The following is a 17,393-nucleotide window of genomic DNA, read 5'->3' on the forward strand; positions in this document are numbered from 1 at the left end:
GGACGAGGGAGAAACGCGATGTTGGATCGGACATCATGAACGACATCGTCGAACCGATCCTGTCTATCGAGCAGCTGACACTGGCGCTCCCCGCCGGCGCCGATCGTGCCTTCGCCGTCGAAGACGTCTCGCTTGCCTTGCACGCGCGGGAGATACTCTGTGTTGTCGGCGAATCCGGCTCGGGCAAATCGGTCTGCGCCTTTGCCGCGATGGGCCTGCTGCCGCAAGTTATTCGCCCGGTCGCAGGGACCATTCGGTTCGAAGGGCGCGACCTGCTGGGGCTGGCGCCGGCAGAATGGCGGACGTTGCGCGGGCGGCGTATCGCAATGATCTTCCAGGAGCCGATGACGGCGCTTAATCCTGTCATCAGGATCGGCGATCAAATCATGGAGGCATTCGAGGCGCACGAGCAGCTCACCCCGCCTGAACGGCAGGTGCGCATGCGCGCACTCCTCGAAGAAGTGGGCTTGCGCGATCTGGAGCGGATCGTCCGCAGCTATCCGCATCAATTGTCGGGCGGCCAACGGCAGCGCGCCATGATCGCCATGGCGCTGGCGCTGGAGCCGTCGGTTCTGGTGGCAGACGAGCCGACCACAGCACTTGACGTCACCACGCAAGCGCAAATCCTTCGGATCATCCGCGACATTCAACAGCGGCGCGGCATGGCGGTGCTTTTCATCACCCACGATTTCGGCGTCGTTGCCGACATCGCGGACCGCGTCGCGGTCATGGAGAAGGGGCGGCTGGTTGAACAGGGGCCGGTCGAAGACGTTCTGAGGCGCCCGCGGGATCCTTATACACGCCGGCTGCTCGCCGCCGTACCGGGTGGAGTTCCGCCAGAGCGTGCGCAAGTCAAAGACGAACCGATCGCCTGTGCCACGACCGGGCTTGCAAAGACTTATCGGGGGAGCGGGTGGTTTGGAGCGCAGACCGAGGTCGCGGCCGTCAAGGACGTGAGCTTCGAGATCCGGCGCGGCGAGACGCTCGGACTGGTCGGTGAGTCGGGCTCCGGCAAGAGCACGATCGGACGATTGGTGATGCGTCTTACCGACGCCGACGCAGGTGTGGTCCGCATCGGCGAACTTGATTTCTCAAGGGCACGCGGAGCGCATCTGCGGGCCGCTCGTAAACACATCCAAATGGTTTTCCAGGATCCGTTCGCCTCGCTCAATCCGCGTCGCCGTGTCGGCCGGATCATCGCCGACGGTCCAATTGCGCATGGCGTTCCGGCAGCACAGGCCTTCGCCCGCGCCGAGGAGCTTTTGGCCCTCGTTGGTCTCGATCCCGCCGCCGCGCGACGCTTTCCGCATGAGTTTTCCGGCGGACAGCGCCAGCGGATCGGCATTGCGCGCGCGCTGGCGCTCGACCCGGAGGTACTGGTCGCGGACGAACCTGTGTCGGCGCTCGACGTCTCGGTCCAGGCGCAGGTGCTCGCTTTGCTCGAGACGCTGAAAGAAAAGCTGCGGCTGGCGGTGCTGTTCATCACCCACGATCTCAACGTGGCGGCCCAGGTCTGCGATCGGATCGCCGTCATGCGCCTTGGTGAGATCGTCGAGATCAGGCCGACCGTTGATCTGCTCAATCGGCCGGAGCATCCCTACACGCAGGCATTGCTGGCCGCAATTCCGGGCCGGCAACGCAAGGCGCCGAACTGATCCACGCTCGTCATTGAAGGAGGTCTGATATGCAGAAGCTCACCGAACTTCCGATCCTGCGTGTCGGGCTGATCGGCAGCGGCTTTATTGCCGCATTCCATCTGCAGTCCATGCTCGGCGTACGTAATGTTAGCGTCGGCGGCGTGTACAGCCGCTCTGCTGAGCGTCGTGAGCGCATCGCGGACAAGGCGCGCAGTCTTGGCCTTGGACAGGCGCATGTGTTCGACAGCATCGAGGCGATGGCCATGTCCGGCGAGGTCGATGCGCTCTGGCTCTTGACGCCGAACGACACCCGTCTTGACATCATGCGCGAGATCCACCGTGTGACCAAGGCCGGAGCTCCTCTGCGCGCCGTTGCCTGCGAAAAGCCGCTGGCCCGCACGCTTGCCGAAGCACGGGAAATGCGCCGGCTTGCCGAAGATGCGGGCCTGCTCCACGGCTATCTGGAAAACCAGATATTTTCGACTGCGGTGATGCGCGGCAAGGACATCATCTGGCGACGCGCCGTGCCTGGGAGCGGCCGCCCTTATCTTGCTCGCGCGGCTGAGGAACATTCCGGACCGCACGAGCCATGGTTCTGGCAAGGCGATAAGCAAGGTGGCGGCGTGCTCTCCGACATGATGTGCCATTCGGTCGAGGTCGCACGGTTCATGCTGACTGCGCCCGGTGCGAAGCGCGAGTCCTTGCGGCTGGTCAGCGCCAACGCCACGACGGCCAATCTCAAATGGACACGGCCCCGCTATGCCGCCGACCTCAAGGCGCGAATGGGCATCGACTTTGCAAAGCGTCCCGTCGAGGATTTCGCGCGCGGCATCCTCACGATGGAAGATGCCGACGGGCATCAACTGATGATCGAGGCAACGACCTCATGGGCTTACGTTGGCGCCGGGCTGCGTATCCAGCTCGAGTTGCTCGGCCCTGAATACTCGATGGAGTTCTCGTCACTTTCGACTGGGCTCAAGGTCTTCCTGTCACGCACGCTTACCGGGTCGGAAGGCGAGGATCTGGTCGAGAAGCAGAATGCGGAACAAGGCCTGATGCCGGTGGTCGAGGACGAAGCTGGCATCTATGGTTACACGGACGAAAACCGTCATATGGTCGAAGCGTTCAGGCTTGGTAAGAGCCCCGCCGAGACCTTCGACGACGGAGTCGGGGTCATGGAAATGCTCATGGGACTCTATCGCTCGGCGGAACTCGGCCGGAGCGTGCATTTTCCGGATCCTGAGCTCGAGCACTACGTGCCGCTGGTGGCTCGGTGACGATGGAGCTGGGTATACGACGCGAGCGCTGATCGCTCGTTCGGGGGCTCACCGAGCGATCGTGCCGACTGCTGCCGTCCAGGCCTCGCGATAAGAATCGAGGCCGGCAATCGAAATCGCAGCGATGGGGGCCGGCTCGGCGACATGGTAAGAGGGGAGCCAGTGCGCGAGCATTGCGGCGCCGCGTGCCGTGCCGGCGGCATCTTCCGCGGCAAAGACGCGCTGCGTCGGTCGTAATGCGCCGAGCGTCTGGCAGAACGGAAGATTGCCGGCGAAGGTTCCTTCCACGATGAGATCTCCGCTGTCCGCTCCCATCCGCGTCAGCATCAGATCGCTGACCAAGGCGCAATAGAGCGTCGCAAGCGCGGTTCGATCGCGCGCTTCGACTTCCCCGTGGATCACACCCTTGGTCGTCGCATAAGGTCCGCCCTGGCCGGAGAAGCAGGGCAGAGCCATCGCGCCCGAGGCGATGACGCGCTCGATTGCGTCGAGATCGGGATTGCCGCCGCCGCCCGCGATGATGGCGTATTCGCGGCCGCCCATGAAGCGTCCGCAGGCGATGGGCCGGCCGAGCGCGTCGACGTTGGCGAGCGTGTCGTCGCGCGGATCGAGCTGATCGAGCGAAAGGCCGACACTCATCAGGATCACCCAGGTGCCTGTCGATAACACAGTGAATGGCGCCTGGCGGGAGACGAGGTAGGGCAGGAGCGATGCGTTGGAATCGTGGATACCGCAAAAGACAGGCGTTTCAGGCCCAAGCCCGGTTGCGGCGGCGATTTCAGGCCTGATCGGGCCGAGCGGATCGAAGGCACGGCGCAGCGGCGGCAGCAAGTGATCGACGTCGAGGGCTCTGACGAGGCTCGAGATTTGTCCCTGCCGCGGCATCCAGAGATCGGTATGGGCGCCGATGGTCGTGACTTCCGAGACCGCGACGCCGCTGAGGCGCCAGGTCCAGTATTGCGGATAGCCGACGAAATACCTCGCTTTGGCGAAGAGGTCCGGGCAGTGCCATTTCTGATAGGCCAGCTGCCGTCCGAGATTGAGGCCAGCGGGCAGCTTCGGCGAGAGACTCTCCGAAAAGGGGGGCCGCAGCCTCGCATACTCGGGCTCGATCGCGTCTACGCCCGTGAATTCATAGTCCATGAGCGGGGCTGCGAGTTCGCCGTCGCCGATCAAGGCGCCGGCTGCACCATGCGCGGTCGGAACGATCGCACTGATCTGATGCGTGCGTGCGGCTTCACGAAGCGCATCGAGGAAAAAGCTCCATGCGCTCTCCACGTCTTCGTGCGGATAAGGCGGTCCGGGCAAAACGCGGTTGGGCGCCGACATTTCCCAAAGGAGCCGGCCTTCGTCGAACAGGGCAAGCTTGACATTGGTCTTGCCGATGTCGAGCACCGCGACCGTCTGGCTCATCGTCAAGCTCACGGCAAAAGAACGATTTCAACAAGCGTCGCCCGGCCGCGTTCGGCGGCCGGGCGACGAGTTCAGATCAGAAATCGAAGTCCTTGATGTTCTGCTTCGTGAAGATGAACGGGGCCCCGAGCAGGATCTCGCTGCCATTGACCACGTTCAGCTTGCCGAGCTTGCCCGCGTCCACCGAGGTCGCGCCGGGCTTCAGGCTGCCGTCGACGACGGCCCGCATCACGTAGGTCGCGGCATAGCCGAGATCGACCGGGTTCCACAACACGACCGACTTGACGCAATCGGCATTGACATACGGCTTCATCGCATTGGGCGTGGCGAGGCCGACCACCGCCACCTTGCCGCAGAGCTTGGCCTTAGTCACTGCTTCCGCCGAGGCAGGCGTTGCGACCGAAGTCATGCCGAACAGCCCGGCAAGCTTGTCGCCATGCTTGTTGATGAGCGTCGTTGCCTGGTTGAAGGACAGGTTATTGTCCTCCTGCGCCTCGACCGTTTCGAGCCATGTCAGCTTGGGATGACACTTCTGAGCATAGGCCCACATCTCGGCGATCCAGCGTGCCTGGTTCGGCGTCGTGAAAGTCGAGGTGACGATCGCGAAGCTCTTGTCCTCGCCGGCCTCCTTGGCCATCGAGTCGATCATCGACTTGGCGATGCCGTTGAACTCGGCCTGGTTGACGAACCATTCGCGCGCATCCGGCGACGAGTTGGCGTCGTAGCCGACGACATGGATGCCCTTCGACAGCGCCTTCTTCAGGACCGGCGCGATCGCCACCGGATCATTGGCAGCGAAGAGAATGCCGTCGACGCCGCTGGTGATGTAGTTGTCGATGAACTTGATCTGCTCGTCGATCTTGGCCTCGGTCGGGCCGTCGGTCTTCACCGTGACATTGCCGAGCGCCTTGGCGGCGTCCTGCATACCCTTCGACGTCGCGTTGAAATAGCCGATGCCGATCAGCTTCGGTACGTCGACCAGCGTGATCGGTTTGCCGGCCTTGTCGGCAGCATTGCTTGGCCGGCCGCCGTCATAGGGCTTGGCAGCGGGAGCGGCGCTGGCCTCGCCGGCAGAACAGGCAAGGGGATTGACTGGGAGGTCGTCCGCACCGTCCCATCTCTTGTCCGCCGCAGAGGCGGTCCCCACCAGCAGCGTCGCGCCGAGGAATGCAGCAGCTAATCCGAGCTTCATTTTGTTTTCCTCCCATGTTGATGCCGCTTTTTCGCGGCCATTCACGCCATCATACGCCCTCGCGTCGCCGCTGGAGCGAACTCGCCACAAGAGTTGAAAGGATGAGGACCGTGCCGATGACGACGATCGTCGCGTCGCCCTTGACACCGGTCAGCGCCAATCCGTTTTTCAAGAGCTGGATCATCGCCAGGCCGACCACCGTGCCCCAGATCGTGCCGACGCCTCCGAATATGCTGGTGCCGCCGAGCACCACCGCCGCGATCACGTCGAGCTCATAGCCGATCCCCATGTCGGAGCGGGTCGTGGTCACGCGTGAGACGAGAACGCAAGCGGAAATGCCGGCCATGAGGCCAGATAGCGTGTAGATGATCAGTTTGACGCGATCGACCGGCAAACCGGAGAAACGCGCGGCGGTCTCGTTGCTGCCGATCGCATAGAGCGTTCGGCCGAAGGTGGTTCGGTCAAGAACGATTGCCGAGACCACGATTGCGATCAGCAAGAGCCAGAGCTGCGCCGGCACGCCGAGCAGGTTTTCCTGCCCGACAAAGTAGAACCATTCCGGGTAGCCGCGCACCGAACGCGCCTGGCTGATGCCCTCGGCGAGCCCGCGGTAGAGGGCGAGTGTCGCGATGGTCATGATCAGCGGCGGCACTTTCACTCTGGTGATGACGATCCCGTTAAGAAAGCCCGCCGTGGCGCCGACGAGCAGCGAGAAGCCAATCGCCAGCGGCAAGGGAAAGCCGAAAACCTTCCAGGAATAGCCGAGCAGGATCGCGCAGAGCCCGACGATCGAGCCGACCGAGAGATCGATGCCGCCGGTGATGATGATGAAGGTCATCGGCAGTGCGATGAGCCCAACCTCGGTCGTCAGCCTGCCTTGATTGAGCAGATTGTCGAGCGTGAGGAAGCGGCTGTTCAAGCCCCCGAGCCCGATCAGTGCAATGAGCAGGATCACCGCGAGCATGGTCTCGTGGCGCAGCAGCCACCAGGGCACGACGCGCTTGGCGGCCTGGGGGAGAGGGATCTCGCTCATGGCGCTCATGCTCCGGCTGTGCGCCGGCGCCGCAGAATGTCGGCGATCACGGTCACGAGGATGAGCACGCCCTGAACTGCGCGGATCCAGTAGGGCGAGACGTCGATGAAGACCAGCGCGCTGGCAATCTCGGCGATCAGGACGGCGGCAAGGGTCGAGCCGACCACCGTGCCGACGCCGCCGAGAATGCTGACGCCGCCGACGACGGACGCGGTGATGATCGTCAGCTCGAGATTGGGCGGCACGGTCGACTGGATGACGCGCAGTTGGGTCGCGTAGAGCAGGGCGGCGGCGCCGGCGAACAAGCCGTGCAGCGCGAAGACCATCACGACCGTGCGCGGCTGCGAAATGCCGCAGAGCCGCGCGGCTTCGGCATTGCCTCCGACGGCGTAGATCGCGCGTCCCGAGGCCGAGTAGCGCATCCACAATGCGGCCAGGAGCGTTACCAGGATCATGAGAAAAACCGGAAACGGCAGCACACCGAGTAGTTCGATATCGGCGAGATGGAAACTGTCAGGCAGATCGGTGATCCATTTGCCTCCGGTGACGCTGATCAGCCCGCCCTTGAGGATCGACAGCATGCCGAGCGTCACCACGATCGCTGGAATGCGCAGATAGGCGATGATGACGCCCTGCAACGCCATCACGACCACGCCGGCAACGAGCGCCGCCAGCCAGGCGACCACGATCGGCGCGCCGTTCACCGCCAGAGTGCCGCTGATCGTCGCCAGGACGCCGATCAGCGCGCCGACGGAAATGTCGATATTGCCGGAAATGATCACCATCGACATGCCGACCGCGGCGACGGCGATATAGGCGTTGCCCAGCAGCACGTCGGAAAGATTGCGCGCCGCCAGAAAGCGCGGATTGTAAAGGCCGACCACGATGGCGAGCCCGATCACCGCGATCGCGAGCAAAGCCTCCTGCGAGGCAAACGCCCTCAGCCTCCGCCGCGGGTCGGTCTCGGCACCGGCTAAGGTCACCGCCGTCATGCCGCCTTCTCCGCGTTTTCGTGGCTGCCCATCATCGCTGCGCCGACCGACTCCTGGGTTGCTTCTTCGCGCGAGAATTCGGCAACGATACGGCCTTCGCGCATCACGAGCACGCGGTCGCTCATGCCAAGTACCTCCGGCAGCTCGCTCGAAATCATCAGGATGGCGAGCCCCTGGGCCGCAAGCTCGCCCATCAGCCGATGGATCTCCGCCTTGGCGCCGACATCGATGCCGCGCGTCGGCTCGTCGAGGATCAACAGCTTCGGCCCGTTGGCCAGCCATTTGCCGAGCACGATCTTCTGTTGGTTGCCGCCGGAGAGCTTGCCCGCGATCTGCTCGAGCGAACTCGCCTTGACCGCAAAACGCTTGACGCCATCGCCGGCAAGCTTGCGTTCGGCTCCGCGATCGATGAAGCCGCCGAACGCGACCTTGCCAAGAGCGGCGAGGCTGAAGTTCTCGCGCACCGTCATCGGCCGCACCAGGCCCTGTGTGCCGCGATCCTCGGGAACGTAGGCGACGCCCAAAGCCCGCGCCTGGGCCGGCGAGCGAATGTCGACGCGCTGTCCGCCGATCCGGATTTCGCCGCTCTCAGCCGGCGTGACGCCGAAAATGGTTTGGGCCAACTCGCTGCGACCGGAGCCGACGAGGCCGGCAAGGCCGACGATCTCGCCGGCGCGCACCGTGAGCGAGATGCTTTTCGTCAGCGGCCGACGTTCGAGGTCCTTCACCTCGAGCACGGGCTGGCCGATCGGCACCGTGATTTTCGGGAACAGGCTTTCGATCCTGCGGCCGACCATCAATTGCACGAGCCCGGCCGCGTCGGTATCGGCGACGCGCTTGGTTGCGACATGCGCACCGTCGCGCAGCACGGTGACGCGATCGGCGATCGCAAAGATCTCATCGAGCCGATGGCTGATATAGATCACGGCCACGCCGCGGGCTTTCAGCTTGCGGACGATGTCGAACAGCCGCGTCACGTCGTACTCGGTCAGGGCCGCGGTCGGCTCGTCCATGATGAGAATGCGCGCGTCCTGCGACAGCGCGCGCAGGATTTCAACGCGCTGCCGATTACCGACGCTGAGCGAACCGACGACACGGTCGGCTTGCAGATCATGGATCTCGAGCGAAGCGAGCAGCGCGTTCGTCTTCTCATGCATCGCCCGCCAGTCGATCCGGCCGAGTCCGGCGCGCGGCGCATGCCCCATGAAGATATTCTCGGCGACCGTGAGCTCCGGAAACAGCAGCAGCTCCTGATAGATCGTGGCGATGCCGGCGCGCCTGGCATCGTCCGGCCGCGCGAGGTCGACCTGTTTGCCGTCCACCAGCACCTCGCCGCGATCGGGCGGGAATACGCCGGAGATGATCTTGATCAGCGTCGACTTGCCGGCGCCGTTCTCGCCGAGCAAGGCATGGACTTCGCCCCTGGCGGCGTCGAACGAGACGCCGGACAGCGCCCGCACACCTGGAAAGGATTTCTCGATCGCGCGCACCGACAGAAGCGGTGTTGCGGGCGTGTCGCGTTGCGGGTCCGTCGTCATGGTCACGCCGCCGCAGTGGTTTGAGAGCTGGCGTCGACGACAACGACGCGGACGTCGTGGCTGCGCAACATGTCGAGTGCGTCGCTCGGCGCATCGGAATCGGTGATCAGCGTATCGATGCGCGAGAGCGGGCAAACGACAAGGCTGCCACGCGAGACGAATTTCGATGAATCGGCGAGAACGATCAGCTTGTCGGCGCGCTTCAGCAGCTTGGATTCGGCGCGGGCGAGCAGGGGGTCGCCTTCGATCACGCCGAGTGGACCGATCGAGATCGCACTCATGAACATCCGTGTCGCCGAATAGTGCTGGATCGCATCCTCCTCAAACGGCGAGACGATCATGCCCTGTTCACGATAGACCTCGCCACCCGGCAAGGCGACGCGGCATTTCGACGTGTGGATCAGGGCGTCGGCGAGCAGATAGGAATTGGTCAATACCTTCAGGCGGCGCTCGCGCAGATACTCGCCCATCTGATACGTGGTCGTGCCGCCATTGATGATGATCGTCTCGCCATCGGCGCAGAGGGCGACGGCCGCTTTCGCGATCGCACGCTTGGCGTCGATATTGAGCGTCTGGCTGACGTCGAAGGAGCGGGTGGCAAGGGAGAGGACGTCGCCCGGTGCGTTGGCGGCTTCGGGCAACGCTTCGAGCCCGCCATGCACCCTGATCGCGACACCTTGCTCGGCGAGCCTGGCGAAATCGCGCCGTATCGAGGCTTCGGAGACGCCGGTCGCGCGACAAGCGTCGGCGATGCGCACCAGCGATCGCTCGCGCAAGAGCGCCTTGATGACCTGCCAGCGTTCCCGCTCGTGCACGTCGCCCTCCCTTTTGCTCGTAAATAGTTCACGCTCTCGACCGATGGTCAACTGGAAACCGTCACAATCAATCAATATCGCGCTGCATCAAGCATATTGCGTCGCGATGCTGAGTGTCGGTGATTGACCTTGATTGAATCCGCGGCCTAATCTGCTCGGAGATCAAGCACAGGGAGGATGCGTCATGAGCGAGGTTGCGGCCACGCCCCTGCCAAATCTATGGGACGACGCGCTCGCCTCCGGGCTCGATGAAGCCGGTCAATTGCTCTACCGCTCGAATCTGCTCGGAGCCGATCTGCGCGTCACCAATTTCGGCGGCGGCAACACCTCGGCCAAGATCGAGATGAAAGATCCGCTGACGCGCGAGAACGTCCGCGTGCTCTGGGTCAAAGGCTCTGGTGGCGACATCGGCTCGATGAAGCGCGACGGCTTTTCGACGTTGTATCTCGACAAGCTCGAGGGCCTGAAGGGCCTCTATCGCGGCCTCGCCCATGAGGACGAGATGGTCGGCTTGTTCAATCACTGCACCTTCGATCTCAATCCGCGCGCGACTTCGATCGATACGTCCTTGCACGCCTTCGTGCCGCACCGGCATGTCGATCACGTTCATGCCGATGCGGTCATCGCCATTGCTGCCTCTGAAGACGCCGAGCGTCTGACCCGCGAGGTTTTCGGCGGCAAGCTCGGCTTTCTGCCGTGGCAGCGGCCCGGCTTCGATCTCGGTTTGAAGCTCGGCGAGATGGCCGCGCGTCATCCCGACTATGTCGGCGTGGTCCTCGGCGGCCACGGGCTCTTCACCTGGGCCGAGACGTCGAAAGCCTGTTACGAGATGACCTTGCGTGTGATTCAGCAGGCCGCCGACTGGCTCGCCGCGCATGAGCGGAAGCCGGCTTTCAGCGGCGCCAAGGTCCAAGCGGCCGCGCCGGACAGGCGCCGCGCGATCGCAGCCAAGCTGATGCCGCTGATCCGCGGCAAGATCTCCACCGACGAGCGCAAGATTGGCCATTTCACCGATGCGCCGGAGGTACTGGAATTCGTCAACTCCAGCGCGCTCGCGAAGCTGGCGCCGCTCGGCACCTCCTGTCCGGATCACTTCCTTCGCACCAAGATCCGGCCGTTGCTGCTGCCCTACGATCCCGGGCGCGATAATCTTGACGAGGTGATCGCAGGCCTCGACGACGTTCTCGCGGCTTACCGGCGCGACTACACCGCCTATTACGAGCGCTGCAGACATCCGGACTCGCCGGCCATGCGCGATCCCAACGCGGTCGTGTATCTCGTGCCGGGGGTAGGCATGTTCACCTTTGCCAAGGACAAGGCGACGGCGCGCGTCGCGGCCGAGTTCTACGTCAACGCCATCAACGTCATGCGCGGCGCCTCTGGCGTCAGCGCCTATGTCGGCCTAGCCGAGCAGGAGGCCTTCAATATCGAATACTGGCTGCTGGAAGAAGCCAAGCTCCAGCGCATGCCCAAGCCGAAATCGCTCGCCGGGCGGATTGCCTATGTGACCGGCGGCGCCGGCGGCATTGGCGGGGCGACCGCGCAACGGCTGCTCGGCGAGGGCGCGTGCCTCGTCATCGCTGACATCGACGAGAAGGCGCTCAACGAGCGCGTCGCGACGATCACGAAACGCCATGGGCGGGATGCTGCGATCGGCGTGAAGCTCGATGTGACCGACGAGGCGGCGGTGGTCGCTTCGTTCGAAGAGGCCGCGCGCGCCTTTGGCGGTGTCGACATCGTCGTGTCGAATGCCGGGATCGCCTCGGCTTCGCCTGTCGAGGACACGAGCCTCGGGCTGTGGCAGAAGAATATGGATATTCTCGCCACGGGTTATTTCCTCGTCTCGCGCGAGGCATTCCGGCTGATGCAGCGCCAGAACATCGGCGGGGCCATCATCTTCGTCGCCTCGAAGAACGGTCTTGCCGCTTCGGCAGGTGCCTCGGCCTATTGCGCCGCGAAGGCGTCGGAGATCCATCTTGCCCGCTGCCTGGCGCTGGAAGGCGCGGTGCATGGCATCCGCGTCAACACGGTCAATCCCGACGCCGTGCTGCGCGGTTCCAAGATCTGGGAAGGCGAGTGGCGCCAGCAGCGTGCGGCCTCCAACAAGGTCACCGAAGACCAGCTCGAGGAAGTCTACCGCCAGCGCTCGATGCTCAAGCTGTCGGTGTTTCCCGAGGATATTGCCGAGGGCGTCTACTTCTTCGCGTCCGACCTTTCGGCCAAGTCGACCGGCAACATCCTCAATGTCGACGCCGGCAACGCCCAGGCCTTCACGCGATGAGCACGCCATTCTCGATCAGCACGGATTTCATCGCCGAGCACAATGCGCGGCTCGAAGAGGCGATCACCGAAGACTATGAGGCGCTCAAGCGCGCGCTGGGGCGGCACGGGATCGATGCGGACGCACTCGTGCAGAAGGTGATGGCCTTCGGCGTCGCCATTCCGACCTGGGGCGTCGGCACAGGGGGGACGCGATTTGCCCGCTTTCCGGGGCCGGGTGAGCCGCGCAATGTCTTTGAGAAGATCGACGATTGCGCCGTGATCCAGCGATTGGCGCGCGCGACCCCAACCATCTCGCCGCACATCCCGTGGGACAAGGTCGACGACTATGCCGCCTTGCGCGAACAGGCTGCGAGCCACGGCCTTGCCTTCGACGCAGTCAACTCGAACACTTTCCAGGATCAGCCGGGGCAAGAGCTTTCGTACAAGTTCGGCTCGCTGTCGCATACCGATGCGCGTGTGCGGGCGCAGGCCGTCGCCCACAACGTCGAATGTGTCGAGATCGGCCGCAAGCTCGGCTCGAAGGCGCTGACCGTCTGGATCGCCGACGGTTCGAACTTTGCCGGTCAGTCAAACCTGACCAGGGCGCTCGACCGCTATATCGACGCGATGCGCGAGGTCGTTGCGGCGCTGCCTTCCGATTGGCGGGTGTTCCTCGAGCACAAGCTTTTCGAGCCGGCGTTCTACTCGACCGTGATCTCGGATTGGGGCACGAGCTTTGCGGTCGCGCAGGAGCTCGGGCCCAAGGCACATTGCCTCGTCGATCTCGGCCATCACGCGCCGAACGTGAATATCGAGCAGATCGTCGCCAGGCTCGTTCGCTTCAACAAGCTCGCGGGCTTCCATTTCAACGATTCCAAGTACGGCGACGACGATCTCGACAGCGGCTCGGTCGAGCCGTTCCGGCTGTTTCTGGTTTTCAACGAGCTGATCGACGCCGAACGTCGCAAGGCGAAAGGCTTCGCGCCGGCCTACATGATCGACCAGTCGCACAATGTGACCGATCCGATCGAGAGTTTGATGCAATCGGCAATCGAGTTGCAGCGCGCCTATGCGCAGGCGCTCGTCGTCGATCGCGCAGCCCTTGAAGCGGCGCAGGAGGCCAATGATGCGCTCGGTGCCCATCTCGAATTGAAGCGCGCCTTCACCACGGACGTCTCGCCGCTCCTCGCCGTCGCCCGCATGCGGGCCGGCGGAGCGATCGCACCAATCGCGGCCTATCGCGCATCCAACTATCGGGCGCGAAAGGCGGGGGAGCGTCCCAACGTCGGCGGGACTTCGGCAGGCATCGTCTAGGAAAAAGTGATCCCTCGTTTTCGGGATGGCCGTAAAGGCAAAAACGCGTCGTCAGCCTGAGGTGCGCCGCGGTCGATTTCAAGGATCTGGCCCCCCATGGTCGCAGGCCTTCTGGCTTGTGACGGGCTGTCGCCGCGCGCGGGGCGTCGCTAACTCCGCTTGCAATGTTTAGTAAACGGTGGTTCACTAAACAAATCGAGCCTGCCGGGCCTATAGAATCCGGGTGGCGCGAGGAAACGCTAGTTTAGTTATTCAGCTCGTCATGGACTGTGTCGCTCTGCTCGAAGCATTCGAGCGGGTTGGAAAGCCGCGCCATGTCGATGGCCGGCCCACTCGGAGGGAACGTGTAATGAAACGAACGATGAAGACGTTTGTCGTGGCTTGCGGCGCCGTTGCCGCAGCGCTCAGTGTCGGAGCGGGGACCACGCCCGCGCAGGCGCAAGGCAAGACCATCACGCTGTGCTGGGCCGCCTGGGATCCGGCCAACGCGCTGGTCGAACTGTCGAAGGACTTCACCGCCAAGTCGGGCATCGGCATGAAGTTCGAATTCGTGCCGTGGACCAATTACGCCGATCGCTTCCTGAACGAACTCAATTCGCACGGCTCGCTGTGCGATCTCATCATCGGCGATTCCCAATGGATCGGCGGTGCCGCGGAGAACGGCCAGTACGTCAAGCTCAACGATTTCTTCAAGAAGGAAGGAATCAGCATGGACGACTACATGCCGGCCACGGTCGTCGGTTATTCCGAGTGGCCGAAGAACACGCCGAACTATTGGGCGCTGCCGGCGATGGGCGATGCGGTGGGCTGGACCTATCGCAAGGACTGGTTCGCACGGCCGGACGTACAGAAGGACTTCAAGGCCAAGTACGGCCGCGACATCGGCGTGCCGAAGACGCTGGATGAGCTCAAGGACATCGCGCAATTCTTCCAGGGTCGCGAGATCGACGGCAAGAAGGTCTATGGCGCCTCGATCTATACCGAGCGCGGCTCGGAAGGCATCACCATGGGCGTCTCGAACTACCTCTACGATTATGGCTTCAAATACGACGATCCGAAGAAGCCCTATGCGATGGACGGGTTCGTGAACTCGGCCAGCGCGGTGAAGGGGCTCGAAGCCTACAAGGACCTCTATAAGTGCTGCACGCCGCCCGGCGCCTCCAACTCCTACATGTCGGAAGGACTTGACGCCTTCAAGTCCGGCCAGGTCGCGCTGCAGATGAACTTCTTCGCCTTCTTCCCGGGCCTCTACAAGGACCCGAATGTCGGTGGCGACAAGATCGGCTTCTTCGTCAATCCGGCCGGTCCCGCCGGGCAGGCGACGCAGCTCGGCGGCCAGGGCATCTCGGTGGTCTCCTACTCGAAGAACCAGGCCGAGGCGCTGCAATATATCAAGTGGTTCTCCGGCGGCGACGTCCAGAAGAAGTGGTGGGCGCTCGGCGGCTATTCCTGTGCCAAGTCCGTGCTGAACGATCCGAGCTTCCCGACCAGCGCGCCCTTTGCCAAGGAGTTCCTGCAGTCGATGGGCATGGTCGTCGACTTCTGGGCCGAGCCCTCCTACGCCCAGCTGCTGCAGGCCGAGCAGAAGCGCGTGCATGACTACGTGGTGGCCGACAAGGGCACCGCACAGGAAGCGCTCGATGGTCTGGTGAAGGACTGGAAGGCGATCTTCAAGGAAGAAGGCAAGAAGTTCTGACGCGAGCCGGCCGGAGCGCGTACGCTGCGCTCCGGCCTTTCCTTCGAGACGACCGGAACCGTCGCATTGTCGACGCCCCGGGTGCCAGGATCGGTCGACGCAATGAATGAATTGAGTGCCTCTTCGCGGATCACCTATCGGGCCGTCATGGTCCGGCCAGGCATGGCGCGTCGTATCAGGGGCCTGTCGGACAGGACGCTCGCCTGGCTGTTCATCACGCCGACGATCGTGCTGCTGCTGGCGATCAACATCTTCCCGCTGCTCTGGACGATCTATCTCTCGTTCACGAACTACCGCGCCAATCGCGCCAACGTGCCGACGATTTGGCTGGGCGCCGACTGGTACCAGTCGATCCTGACCGATCCGGATATCTGGGCGGCGATGCAGGTGACAGCGCATTTCGTGATCTGGACGGTGGTGATCGAGACCGTCCTCGGATTTGGCCTTGCCTACCTCATCGACAAGAAGTTCCGCGGCCACGGGATGTGGACCACGATCATCCTGCTGCCGATGATGCTGTCGCCGGCCGTCGTCGGCAATTTCTGGACGTTCCTGTATCAGCCCCAGATCGGCTTGTTCAATTACGTGGTTGCCTTCTTCACGGGACGCGCGGCCTCATCGTTCCAGATGCTGGGCGATGTCACGCTGAGCCCCTGGGCCATCGTCATCGTCGATGCCTGGATGTGGACGCCCTATGTGATGCTGATTTGTCTTGCCGGCCTGCGTTCGATCCCGGACTACATCTACGAGGCGGCCGAGGTCGATCGCGCGTCGAAATGGCAGCAGTTCTGGTCGATCACGCTGCCGATGGCGCTGCCGTTCATCATGCTGGCGGTGCTGTTCCGCGGCATCGAAAATTTCAAGATGTTCGACATGGTCAATCTGCTCACGGGCGGCGGGCCGGGATCGACCACGGAAGTTGCCTCGATCACGCTCAAGCGTGCGGCGTTCGAGAGCTGGCGCACCGGCTATTCCTCGGCCTTCGCGATCATCCTGTTCGTGACGGTCTTCGGCCTCGCCAACATCTATGTGAAAGCGCTGAACAAGGTGAAAAGCCGATGACCTCAGCAACCACAGCCCATTCCGTCGTCGAGCCGTCGGCCACCACGCGACGCTTTGCCGGTTCACTCGTCGTGCTCTATGCCGTCATCACCATGATCCCGTTGGTCTGGATCATGCTCACCGCGTTCAAGTCGCCGGATGATGCGATCTCCTATCCGCCAAAAGTGTTGTTCAAGCCGTCGCTCGAAGGCTTCTGCAACCTGTTCACGACCCGCTCGCGCCAGACGCCGGAGTTCATCCGCTCGCTGGGACCGCCGCAGGGGATGTGCGACAGCATCGCGCGCAGCCGCAACATGGTGGTCGCGGGCCCCTCGAACTATGTGCCGCGCTTCGTCAATTCGCTGATCATCGCGTTCGGATCGACCGTACTTGCCGTCGCGCTCGGCACCTTGTCGGCCTACGGCTTCTCGCGGTTCCGCGTGCCCCTGAAGGACGATCTGCTGTTCTTCATCCTGTCGACCCGGATGATGCCGCCGATTGCGGTCGCGATCCCGATCTACCTGATGTACCGCACCATCGGATTGTCGGATACGCGACTCGGCATGATCCTGCTCTACACCTCGGTCAACGTCTCGCTCGCAGTGTGGCTGCTCAAGGGGTTCATCGACGAAATCCCGCGTGAGTACGAGGAGGCGGCGATGATCGACGGATATACCCGCTTTCAGGCCTTCGTGAAGGTGGTGCTGCCGCAGGCCACTACGGGAATCGCGGCAACCGCAATCTTCTGCCTGATCTTCGCCTGGAACGAATACGCCTTCGCGGTGCTTCTCACCTCGGGCAACGCGCAGACCGCGCCGCCCTTCATTCCGATCATCATCGGCGAGGGCGGGCAGGACTGGCCCGCAGTGGCTGCCGGCACGACGCTGTTCCTGGTGCCGATCGTGGTGTTCACGGTGCTTCTGCGCAAGCATCTGCTGCGCGGCATCACCTTTGGAGCCGTCCGCAAATGAGTATCGATGCCAGCCCATCCATCGCGCGTCGCGGTCTCGCAGACCGCATTCTGCGCCGCGGTCCGCTCGAAGCGGTGGCGACGACGATCATCGCCGCCGGTGTCGTGATGCTGATGCAGCCGTTGTCGCTGACACTGTATTCATGGTCGTTTGCGACGACCCTGTTCGGCACGGTGATGTTCACCATCGTGTCGAAGGTTCGGGAGTAGGGC

General features: G+C 63.3%; 14 protein-coding genes. 8 read left to right on the forward strand and 6 right to left on the reverse strand.

Translation table 11 applies throughout. The features are described from left to right. The first annotated feature begins 35 nt into the window (after window positions 1–35). Together NLM32_RS19650 and NLM32_RS19655 are read left to right on the forward strand one after the other, a co-directional pair. A complete protein-coding gene (locus NLM32_RS19650; RefSeq protein WP_254130558.1) occupies window positions 36–1,655 on the forward strand; it encodes an ABC transporter ATP-binding protein in 1,620 nt (539 codons plus the stop codon). A 29-nt stretch (window positions 1,656–1,684) separates the two neighbouring features. Next, window positions 1,685–2,914: a Gfo/Idh/MocA family protein gene (locus NLM32_RS19655; RefSeq protein ID WP_254130559.1), complete on the forward strand. Its 1,230-nt coding sequence runs from the start codon at window positions 1,685–1,687 to the stop codon at window positions 2,912–2,914. Between the two features lie 48 nt (window positions 2,915–2,962). Here NLM32_RS19655 and NLM32_RS19660 read toward each other — a convergent pair whose 3' ends face one another. The 6 genes from NLM32_RS19660 to NLM32_RS19685 all read right to left on the reverse strand — a co-directional run bounded on the left by NLM32_RS19660 (window position 2,963) and on the right by NLM32_RS19685 (window position 9,897). Beyond that, a complete protein-coding gene (locus NLM32_RS19660) occupies window positions 2,963–4,327 on the reverse strand; it encodes an FGGY-family carbohydrate kinase (protein WP_254130560.1) in 1,365 nt (454 codons plus the stop codon). A 76-nt stretch (window positions 4,328–4,403) separates the two neighbouring features. Next, a complete protein-coding gene (locus NLM32_RS19665) occupies window positions 4,404–5,519 on the reverse strand; it encodes a substrate-binding domain-containing protein (protein ID WP_254130561.1) in 1,116 nt (371 codons plus the stop codon). 49 nt (window positions 5,520–5,568) lie between these two features. Beyond that, window positions 5,569–6,561, reverse strand: a complete 993-nt coding sequence (locus NLM32_RS19670) for an ABC transporter permease (protein ID WP_254130562.1) — start codon at window positions 6,559–6,561, stop codon at window positions 5,569–5,571. Continuing rightward, window positions 6,558–7,544 (reverse strand): ABC transporter permease, encoded by a 987-nt coding sequence (locus tag NLM32_RS19675; RefSeq protein WP_254130563.1) that lies wholly within the window; start codon window positions 7,542–7,544, stop codon window positions 6,558–6,560. The genes NLM32_RS19670 and NLM32_RS19675 overlap by 4 nt, the downstream gene beginning before the upstream one ends. Further along, complete coding sequence (locus NLM32_RS19680; RefSeq protein WP_254130564.1) at window positions 7,541–9,082, reverse strand: sugar ABC transporter ATP-binding protein; 1,542 nt, start codon at window positions 9,080–9,082, stop codon at window positions 7,541–7,543. The genes NLM32_RS19675 and NLM32_RS19680 overlap by 4 nt, the downstream gene beginning before the upstream one ends. 2 nt (window positions 9,083–9,084) lie before the next feature. After that, complete coding sequence (locus NLM32_RS19685; RefSeq protein ID WP_254130565.1) at window positions 9,085–9,897, reverse strand: DeoR/GlpR family DNA-binding transcription regulator; 813 nt, start codon at window positions 9,895–9,897, stop codon at window positions 9,085–9,087. Between the two features lie 184 nt (window positions 9,898–10,081). On the opposite strand from NLM32_RS19685, the gene NLM32_RS19690 reads away from it, so the two are divergent. The 6 genes from NLM32_RS19690 to NLM32_RS19715 all read left to right on the forward strand — a co-directional run bounded on the left by NLM32_RS19690 (window position 10,082) and on the right by NLM32_RS19715 (window position 17,390). Continuing rightward, window positions 10,082–12,178, forward strand: a complete 2,097-nt coding sequence (locus NLM32_RS19690; RefSeq protein ID WP_254130566.1) for a bifunctional rhamnulose-1-phosphate aldolase/short-chain dehydrogenase — start codon at window positions 10,082–10,084, stop codon at window positions 12,176–12,178. Beyond that, on the forward strand, window positions 12,175–13,473 hold the full coding sequence (gene rhaI, locus NLM32_RS19695; RefSeq protein WP_254130567.1) for an L-rhamnose catabolism isomerase: 1,299 nt from the start codon (window positions 12,175–12,177) through the stop codon (window positions 13,471–13,473). Before NLM32_RS19690 ends, rhaI begins: the two co-directional genes overlap by 4 nt. A gap of 349 nt (window positions 13,474–13,822) precedes the next feature. Beyond that, window positions 13,823–15,169 (forward strand): ABC transporter substrate-binding protein, encoded by a 1,347-nt coding sequence (locus tag NLM32_RS19700; protein ID WP_254130568.1) that lies wholly within the window; start codon window positions 13,823–13,825, stop codon window positions 15,167–15,169. Window positions 15,170–15,271: 102 nt separating this feature from the next. Further along, window positions 15,272–16,231, forward strand: coding sequence for a carbohydrate ABC transporter permease (locus tag NLM32_RS19705; protein WP_254130569.1), 960 nt, complete (start codon window positions 15,272–15,274; stop codon window positions 16,229–16,231). Beyond that, on the forward strand, window positions 16,228–17,181 hold the full coding sequence (locus tag NLM32_RS19710) for a carbohydrate ABC transporter permease (RefSeq protein WP_254130570.1): 954 nt from the start codon (window positions 16,228–16,230) through the stop codon (window positions 17,179–17,181). The genes NLM32_RS19705 and NLM32_RS19710 overlap by 4 nt, the downstream gene beginning before the upstream one ends. Continuing rightward, complete coding sequence (locus tag NLM32_RS19715) at window positions 17,178–17,390, forward strand: hypothetical protein (protein ID WP_254130571.1); 213 nt, start codon at window positions 17,178–17,180, stop codon at window positions 17,388–17,390. The genes NLM32_RS19710 and NLM32_RS19715 overlap by 4 nt, the downstream gene beginning before the upstream one ends. Window positions 17,391–17,393 lie beyond the last annotated feature (3 nt).

Origin of the sequence: Bradyrhizobium sp. CCGUVB14, assembly GCF_024199935.1 — a bacterium.
Lineage (GTDB): Bacteria > Pseudomonadota > Alphaproteobacteria > Rhizobiales > Xanthobacteraceae > Bradyrhizobium.